This window comes from Actinomadura livida (assembly GCF_014648675.1).
In the GTDB taxonomy this organism is placed as follows: domain Bacteria; phylum Actinomycetota; class Actinomycetes; order Streptosporangiales; family Streptosporangiaceae; genus Spirillospora; species Spirillospora livida.
In genome coordinates this window covers 173,681-181,399 of record NZ_BMRO01000008.1, presented here as the reverse complement: position 1 = coordinate 181,399, position 7,719 = coordinate 173,681, and the positions used below count along the sequence as shown (strand labels likewise).

Annotated in this window: 7 protein-coding genes; 3 read left to right on the top strand and 4 right to left on the bottom strand. The window is 70.2% G+C overall.

Going from position 1 to position 7,719, the window contains the following annotated elements; genetic code table 11:
- Positions 1-65: 65 nt before the first annotated feature.
- On the bottom strand, positions 66-878 hold the full coding sequence (locus IEZ03_RS20585; RefSeq protein ID WP_184880418.1) for a crotonase/enoyl-CoA hydratase family protein: 813 nt from the start codon (positions 876-878) through the stop codon (positions 66-68).
- An 8-nt stretch (positions 879-886) separates the two neighbouring features.
- Entirely contained in the window at positions 887-1,660 is a 774-nt protein-coding gene (locus tag IEZ03_RS20580) for an SDR family oxidoreductase (protein ID WP_184880416.1), read from the bottom strand.
- A gap of 259 nt (positions 1,661-1,919) precedes the next feature.
- Between IEZ03_RS20580 and IEZ03_RS20575 the strand changes: the two genes are divergently transcribed.
- Both IEZ03_RS20575 and IEZ03_RS20570 read left to right on the top strand, forming a co-directional pair.
- Positions 1,920-2,717 carry an SDR family oxidoreductase gene (locus tag IEZ03_RS20575; RefSeq protein WP_373293662.1) on the top strand — a complete coding sequence of 266 codons (798 nt, stop codon included), beginning with the start codon at positions 1,920-1,922 and terminating at the stop codon, positions 2,715-2,717.
- Positions 2,714-3,736 (top strand): DNA topoisomerase IB, encoded by a 1,023-nt coding sequence (locus IEZ03_RS20570; protein WP_184880413.1) that lies wholly within the window; start codon positions 2,714-2,716, stop codon positions 3,734-3,736. Before IEZ03_RS20575 ends, IEZ03_RS20570 begins: the two co-directional genes overlap by 4 nt.
- A gap of 35 nt (positions 3,737-3,771) precedes the next feature.
- On the opposite strand, the gene IEZ03_RS20565 is transcribed toward IEZ03_RS20570, so the two are convergent.
- Positions 3,772-5,127: a family 1 glycosylhydrolase gene (locus IEZ03_RS20565; protein WP_184880411.1), complete on the bottom strand. Its 1,356-nt coding sequence runs from the start codon at positions 5,125-5,127 to the stop codon at positions 3,772-3,774.
- A gap of 803 nt (positions 5,128-5,930) precedes the next feature.
- Between IEZ03_RS20565 and IEZ03_RS20560 the strand changes: the two genes are divergently transcribed.
- Positions 5,931-6,404, top strand: coding sequence for a C40 family peptidase (locus tag IEZ03_RS20560; RefSeq protein ID WP_229808431.1), 474 nt, complete (start codon positions 5,931-5,933; stop codon positions 6,402-6,404).
- A gap of 203 nt (positions 6,405-6,607) precedes the next feature.
- Here IEZ03_RS20560 and IEZ03_RS20555 read toward each other — a convergent pair whose 3' ends face one another.
- Complete coding sequence (locus IEZ03_RS20555; protein WP_184880409.1) at positions 6,608-7,681, bottom strand: alkene reductase; 1,074 nt, start codon at positions 7,679-7,681, stop codon at positions 6,608-6,610.
- Between the last annotated feature and the right edge of the window lie 38 nt (positions 7,682-7,719).

The following is a 7,719-nucleotide window of genomic DNA, read 5'->3' as shown; positions in this document are numbered from 1 at the left end:
ACGCCCGGAACCATACGGTTCCGGGCGTCCCGGGGGTGGTGGGCGCGTCGCGGGCCGGTGACCCGCTACTCGCCCTTCCAGTTCGGCTTGCGCTTCTCGGCGAACGCCGCCGGGCCCTCCTGGGCGTCCTTCGACGTGAACACCGGCAGCGTGATCTCCTGCTGCTTCTGCCACGCCTCGTCCGACGTCCAGTCGGCCGACTCGACGATGACCCGCTTCGTCGCCGCGAGCGCCAGCGGGGCGTTCTCGGCGACCTTCAGCGCCAGCTCCTTGGCGGCCGCGAGCGCGCCGCCCGAGTCGGTGAGCCGGTTGACGAAGCCGAGCTCGGCCATCCGCTCCGCGGAGTACTTGTCGCCGGTCAGGGCGATCTCCATGGCGATGTGGTACGGGATGCGCTGCGGCAGCCGCAGCAGCCCGCCGGCGCCCGCGACCAGGCCGCGCTTCGGCTCGGGCAGCCCGAACTGGGCGTCCCGCGCGGCGACGACCATGTCGCAGGCCAGCGCCACCTCGCAGCCGCCGGCGAGCGCGTAGCCCTCGACGGCGGCGATCATCGGCTTCGCCGGGGGCTGCTGGGTCAGGCCGGCGAACCCGCGCCCCTCGACGATGGGGTTGTCGCCGGTGAGGAAGCCCTTGAGGTCCATGCCGGAGCAGAACGTCCCGCCGGCGCCGGTGAGGATGCCGATGGACAGGTCCTTGCGGGACTCCAGCTCCTCGGCGGCCGCGGCGATGCCCCGCGCCACGTCGCCGTTCACGGCATTGCGGGCCTCGGGGCGGTTGATGGTGATGACGAGGACGGCGCCGTCCTCTTCGGTCAGAACCGCGTCGTTCTCGGGGGGCGTGGGGGGTCGCCCCCCCTCGGAAGGTGCAGCGTCGGTCATTCAGTGCCTCACTTCGGCTGGAAGCGGATACCGCCGTCGAAGCGGATGGTCTCGCCGTTCATGTAGTCGTTCTCGATCAGGGACTTGACGAGGTGCGCGAACTCCGACGCCTTGCCCATCCGCTTCGGGAACGGGACGGGCGCGGCGAGCTTGGCCTTGAACGCGTCCGCGGCCTCGCCCTCGCCGTAGATCGGGGTGTCGATGATGCCCGGGCAGATGGTGTTGACCCGGACGCCGATGGCGGCGAGGTCGCGGGCGGCCGGCAGCGTCATGCCGATGATGCCGCCCTTGGACGCGGAGTAGGCGAGCTGCCCGGTCTGCCCCTCGATGCCGGCGATGGACGCGGTGTTGATCACCACGCCGCGGGCGCCGTCGGCGTCGGCGGGCTCGGTCTTGGAGATGGCGGCGGCGCCGATCCGCATCAGGTTGAAGGTGCCGATCAGGTTGATCCGGATGACGGTCTCGTAGGAGCCGAGGTCGTGCGGGGTGCCGTCGCGGTTCACGGTCCGCGACGCCCAGCCGATGCCGGCGCTGTTGACGATCACCCGCAGCGGGTTGCCGGTGTCGACGGCGGCCTGGACGGCGGCCTGCACCTGCGCCTCGTCCGACACGTCCGTCTTCACGAAGACGCCGCCGACCTCGTCGGCGAGGGCCTTGCCCTTGTCCTCGTTCAGGTCGGCGATGACCACCTTGGCGCCTTCGGCGGCCAGCGCGCGCACGGTGGCCTCACCGAGGCCGCTCGCACCACCGGATACGACGGCGGAAACTCCGTTCAGGTCCATAAGCAGCACCTTACGTCAGGGACCGAATGTGGTTCGGGATGATGTTACCCAGAAGTCACCACGCGCTCCGCTCACACCCCTGAGGATTACGGAGGCACGGCTCACCCACTGGTCACAATAGGGGGACGTTTGCCCCCGCCCGCGCCGGGCACCCGCGTTCCATGAGCCAAGCGAACCGGGACGCGGCACCCCCACGGGAGGCGAGGTCATGAGCGAGCGACCGGCACAGAGCCAGCCATACCCCGGGCGGACCGGGGACATGGCCCCCGAACCCCGCGACGAGATGCGCGACTACACCGGGAGCGGGCTGCTGGAAGGGCGCCGCGCCCTCATCACCGGCGGCGACTCCGGCATCGGGCGCGCCACCGCGGTCGCGTTCGCCAAGGAGGGCGCCGACGTCGCCATCACGTACCTGGAGGAGGACGAGGACGCCCGGCACACCGCCGGCCTTGTCGAGGCCGCCGGACGGCGCTGCTTCACCTTCGGCGGCGACCTGGGCGAGGAGCGGCACAGCCGCGAGGTGGTCGAGCACGCCGTCCGGGACCTCGGCGGGCTCGACGTGCTCGTCTTGCACCACGGGACGCAGACCCCGGTCAAGGACGTCCGCGAGATCGACGACGCGCAGCTCCGCCGGACGTTCGACGTGAACGTCTTCTCGCTGTTCTGGACCGTCCAGCAGGCCCTGGACCATATGGGGCCGGGGTCGTCCATCATCATCACCGGCTCCATCAACGGCCTGCGCGGCAACAAGACGCTCATCGACTACTCCGCCAGCAAGGCCGCGGCGATGACCCTCGCGGCGTGCCTCGCCCAGAGCCTCATGGAGCGCGAGATCCGCGTCAACTGCGTCGCCCCCGGCCCGGTCTGGACGCCGCTCATCCCGGCCACGTTCGACGCAGAACGCGTCGAGGGCTTCGGGCAGCAGGCGCCGATGGGACGCGCCGCCGACCCCGACGAGATCGCCCCGTCCTACGTGTTCTTCGCCTCCAACCGCCAGTCGTCCTACTACACCGGGCAGACGCTCGTGCCCGCCGGCGGGGAGATCCACCCGGGATGACGGAACTGAGTCGCAGCGACCCGGGCGAGCCCGGCTTCGGGCGGCGGAAGTGCGGCAAGGGCTTCATGTACCTCGGTCTGGACGGCCGCCCCCTGGACGACCCCGCCGAGAAGGAACGCATCCGGTCGCTCGTCATCCCGCCGGCTTGGACGGACGTATGGATCTGCCCAGACGCGGACGGCCACATCCAGGCGATCGGCACCGACGCGGCCGGACGGCGTCAGTACCTCTACCACGAGGCATGGCGGGAACAGCGCGACCAAGAGAAACACGAACACGTCCTAGATCTGGCCGACCGGCTGCCCAAGGTCCGTGACACGCTCGCCGAGTATCTCGCCGGACGGGGCTACGGCCGTGAGCGCGTCCTCGCCGCCGCCGTCCGCCTCATCGACCTCGGGTTCTTCCGGATCGGCGGGGAGGCGTACGCCGCCGAGAACGGCACGTTCGGGCTGGCCACCGTCCTGCGGGAGCACGTCATCTGCCGACGTGGCGAGGTCACCTTCGAGTATCCCGCCAAGAACTCGAAGGACCTGTACCGGTCGGTGGCGGAAGAGGACGTCTGCAAGGTCGTCAGCGGGCTCAAACGCCGCCGCGACGGCTCCCCCGAGCTGCTCGCCTACCGCGTTCCGGGTGGCTGGCACGACGTCACGACCAGCGACATCAACGCGTTCATCCGGGAGGTCACCGGCGGCGAGTTCACCGCCAAGGACTTCCGCACCTGGCACGCCACCGTCCTAGCGGCGGTCGGCCTCGCCGTGTCGGTGCGCGCTGGCGACAGCGACACCGCCCGCAAGCGCGCCGTCGTCCGCGTGGTCAAGGAGGTCGCCGCCTACCTGGGCAACACCCCGGCCGTGGCGCGGGCCTCCTACATCGACCCCCGCATCATCGACCTGTACGAGGACGGCCGGACGATCGCGCCCGCCCTGGGCAAGCTGGGCGTGGACGCGGCGGAAGGCGAACTCGCCACGCAGGGACCGGTCGAACAGGCCGTCCTGGACCTGCTCCGCGCCGCGGACTGACGCGTCCCTCGTGGGCTCTCGTGGCTTATATGGGGTCAGCGCGGGACGGCGTATTCGGCGGGCGGGGTCGGGGTCGTGCCGAAGCAGGTGGCGATCGGGTCTTCGATCGAGCACCAGCCGGGCCTGCGCACCGGGACGTAGCCGGACGGCACGCCATTGTTCGCGATGATCGAGCGGTAGGCGGGGACGCCGTCGGTCGGGCGGCGGGTCAGGGACGGGTCGGTCAGCACGTCCACCGTGTAGAGGCCGAAGCGCGCGCGGTAACTGCCCCACTCGTAGTTGTCGGTAAGGCTCCAGTGGTTGTAGCCCATCATCTTCACGCCTTCGGCCATCGCGCGCTGGATCCAGTACATGTGGTCACGCAGATGGTCCGTGCGCGTGTAGCCGTCCGGGCGCGGTTTGCCGTTGTCGGTGGGCATGCCGTGCTCGACGATGTAAACCGGCAGGTGGGGCAGCCTTCGCTGGTAATTCTTAAGGACGTAGTAGAGGCCCTCAGGTTCCGGGTCGATTCTCCAGAACTCCCCGGTGAGGGAATGGACGGCGGTGAGGTTCTCCAGGTTCGCGCCGTAGTAGTAGTCGATCCCGATGAAGTCGAGCTTGTCGGTGACGTCGTTGAACAGGGCGGCGTCGAATAGGCCGTTGAGGGCCGAGCCGTACGCGACGTTGCTCGACACCATCGCTCCGGGGTCGACCCTGTGAATCATGTCGTAGGCGGCGCGGTGCGTCTTGATGAGGGCGTCGCGCATCGTCAGCATCTGCCCGAGGTCCAGCGGACGGAACCTCAGCTCCCTGTAGATGTAGGAGCTGGCCTCGTTGAAGGTGATCCAGATGACGTCCTGGTCCTTGTAGCGGTTGACGACGAACTGGGCGTTGCGCAGCCAGTCCTGCTGCGTGCGCGGGTTGGTCCAGGCACCCTGGTCGGCCACCCAGCCGGGATACACCCAGTGGTCGAGGGTGAGCATCGGCCGCATGCCCTTGGCCCTGATCTGGCGGATGAGGTCGTCGTAGTAGGCGATCGCGTCCGGGTCGCGGTAGCCGCGGCGGGGCTCGATCCGCGACCACTCGACGGACGTGCGGAAGACGTCCACGCCTAGGCCCTTGGCCAGATTCAGGTCGCTGGGGTAACGGTTCCGGAAGTCGACGGAATCGCCGTAAGGGTGCTCCACCGCGTCCGGGTTCGCCGCGTACCTCGTCCAGTTGCTGTCCGGGAAGGAGCCCTCGCTCTGGAACCCGGACATGGAGACGCCCCAGAGGAAACCGGGCGGGAACTTGGCCGTCGTGGGCTTGCGTTCCGCGGCGGCCGGGGACACGGCGGTCAGCACGAGCGCGACCGAGAGCGCGAGCGCCGAGACGGCGTGGACGGGACGTACTCTTCCGAGCCTGCCGAACACGGGGCTCCCTCCAGAGACCGGACATGAATCTCCTTCGGACTACAGGGGGCGCAGGCGGTCCCGTCAACCCCCCGCGCTGGCCGAATCCGGCAAATCATCCCGCCTCGTCGGCTCGACCGGACGGTGGGCCGCCCCGGCCGCGCATCACCGCGTGCCGACCGGATGACCCTTTGTGCTTTTAATGCATTTTGTGATTTACGCCATACCGCGGGCGCGAGTTATCCACAGATGCGGGTTCTCCTTCGGCGGCCTTGATGGCGCCGTGATCATGGCTGCGTGACCCGGTTCACAGATCACGAATCGGACTCGGAATCGGCGCAGGCCAAGGCGGGGGCACCCCTCCCCGCCGCAATGTCCGGCGCCCCGGAAATGGTGCGGGGGATTTGCCTTGTTCGCCGGTATCTGTCTACGTTCTCGCTTGGTTCATGCGGCCCGGAAGGCCGCCCGGATAACAGAACACGCACTCCGACGAGCGGCAGCGGCGTGCCCGGCCAGTTGCGAACGGCCGGCGCCGACCCCCCAGGTCGCCCCCCTGGGCCCCGCTGTGCAAGCCGCCGTCGGACGCCGAGTCCGCGCCGCCGAGAGGCGCGGAGCCGGAAGCGGCCGTGTCTCCCCTGCGTCCCTGTTCACGACGTTGCGGAGCCGCGCGGCCGCGGCATCCCGAATCCCCGAGCGACACCCGGTGGACGACGGCTGCCCGGCAGGCATCGACCGCGAACTCTGGAGTCATTCTGCATACCCCTCGAATCTCCCCGAAGACCGGAATCACCACGGCCGGCCTGGTCGTCACCAGCACGCTGGGGGTGTCGCTTCTCGCCGCCGGTCCCGCGGAGGCGGCGGCGGTCCCCCAACAGCCCGCGCTGGCAAACGCCCCGGCCGCGAAGGCCGCGGCGTCCCGCTCCGCCAAGCAGAAGAAGCGCGCGGCCTACGCCGTGAAGTACGCCTCCAAGCAGATCGGCGACCCGTACCGCTACGGCGGGACGGGACCGGGCTCGTGGGACTGCTCCGGCCTGGCCGGCGGCGCCTGGCGCAAGGCCGGGGTGAAGCTTCCCCGCACCAGCCAGCAGATCTACCGTGCGGTCAAGAAGAAGGTCTCCTGGAAGGGAGCCGTCAAGGGCGACCTGCTGTTCTTCTACGGCGGCCGGACCCACGTGGGCGTCTACGCCGGCCACGGCTACATGATCCACGCGCCCAACTCGCGGTCCAAGGTCAAGAAGATCAAGCTGAACTCCTACTACAAGCGCAACTTCAACGGCGGAGTCCGCCCGGGTCTCTGACCCGGCCGCTGACCCGGACGTCCACCCACCAGGGGCCCCGCGCCACCCCCACGCGGGGCCCCTCCCCTTCCTCGGGCCGGCCCTTCCCCGTCGCCGAGCCCCACCTCGATGCGGCAGGTGACGAGACCCGGGCCGTCCGCCACTCACGCCGCCGTCCCAGCCTGACGCGCAGCGGCCCTTCCCCGTCCACGTGCCGGGATGGTTCAGCCGAGGGTCGGGTAGTCGGTGTAGCCGCGGTGGTCGCCGCCGTAGAACGTCGTCTGGTCCGCCTGGTTGTACGGGCCGCCGGCCTTGATGCGGGCGGGCAGGTCCGGGTTGGCCAGCCACAGCTCGGCGAAGGCGACCGCGTCCGCCACCCCGTCCCGCACTGCCTCGGCGCCGTACTCCGGCTTCGCGGGGAACGACTCCGGCGTGGGGTGCGGGTTGAGGATCAGCGGCCCCGGCCACCCGTTACGGATGCGCGCGGTCGTCGCACGGTCCCCCAGCTCCATGACGTGCAGGTACGCGAGGCCGTACGGCGCGAGCGCCGCGACCAGCTCCGCGTACAGGACGGGCGTGTCGCTCTCACTGACCCCGTTGGCGTTGCCGCCCGGCGACACGCGGAAACCCACGCGGTCCCCGCCGATCGCGTCGGACACCGCCTGGGCCACCTCGACGGCGAACCTGATGCGGTTCTCGACGGATCCGCCATAGGCGTCGGTCCGCGTGTTGCTGCCGTCGGCGAGGAACTGCTGGATCAGGTAGCCGTTCGCGCCGTGCAGCTCCACCCCGTCGAACCCGGCCTCGATCGCGTTGGCCGCCGCCTTGGCGAACTCCTCGACGGCCTGGGCGATGTCGTCCGGCGTCATCTCCCGGGGCACGGGGTGGTCGAGCATTCCGTCCGGCGTGAAGAGCCGCTCGCCGGACGCGATCGGGGACGGCCCGACCGGCAGCCCTCCGTCCGGGTACAGGACGGGGTGGCCGACGCGCCCCGCATGCATCAGCTGGGCGAAGATCCGCCCGCCCTCGGCGTGCACGGCGTCGGTCACCGTGCGCCACGCCGCCACCTGCTCGCCGGAGTGCAGGCCCGGCGTCAGGATGTACCCCTGGCCGCGGACGCTCGGCTGCGTCCCCTCGGTGACGATCAGCCCGGCGCCGGCGCGCTGCCGGTAGTACTCGGCGGTCAGCTCCGTCACGGTGCCGTCCCCGGTGGCCCGGCTCCGGGTCATCGGCGCCATCACGAGTCGGTTGGACAGCTCCAGCTTGCCCGCCGACAGCGGCTCGAACAGTTCCCGCATGAGACCCTCCTGGTGCGTTCTTACTGGTCAGGAACCTA

Coding starts and splice junctions, on each gene's coding strand:
- IEZ03_RS20580 (WP_184880416.1), bottom strand. CDS start 1,660: ATGGACCTGAACGGAGTTTCCGCCGTCGTATCCGGTGGTGCGAGCGGC.
- IEZ03_RS20570 (WP_184880413.1), top strand. CDS start 2,714: ATGACGGAACTGAGTCGCAGCGACCCGGGCGAGCCCGGCTTCGGGCGG.
- IEZ03_RS20585 (WP_184880418.1), bottom strand. CDS start 878: ATGACCGACGCTGCACCTTCCGAGGGGGGGCGACCCCCCACGCCCCCC.
- IEZ03_RS20555 (WP_184880409.1), bottom strand. CDS start 7,681: ATGCGGGAACTGTTCGAGCCGCTGTCGGCGGGCAAGCTGGAGCTGTCC.
- IEZ03_RS20575 (WP_373293662.1), top strand. CDS start 1,920: ATGGCCCCCGAACCCCGCGACGAGATGCGCGACTACACCGGGAGCGGG.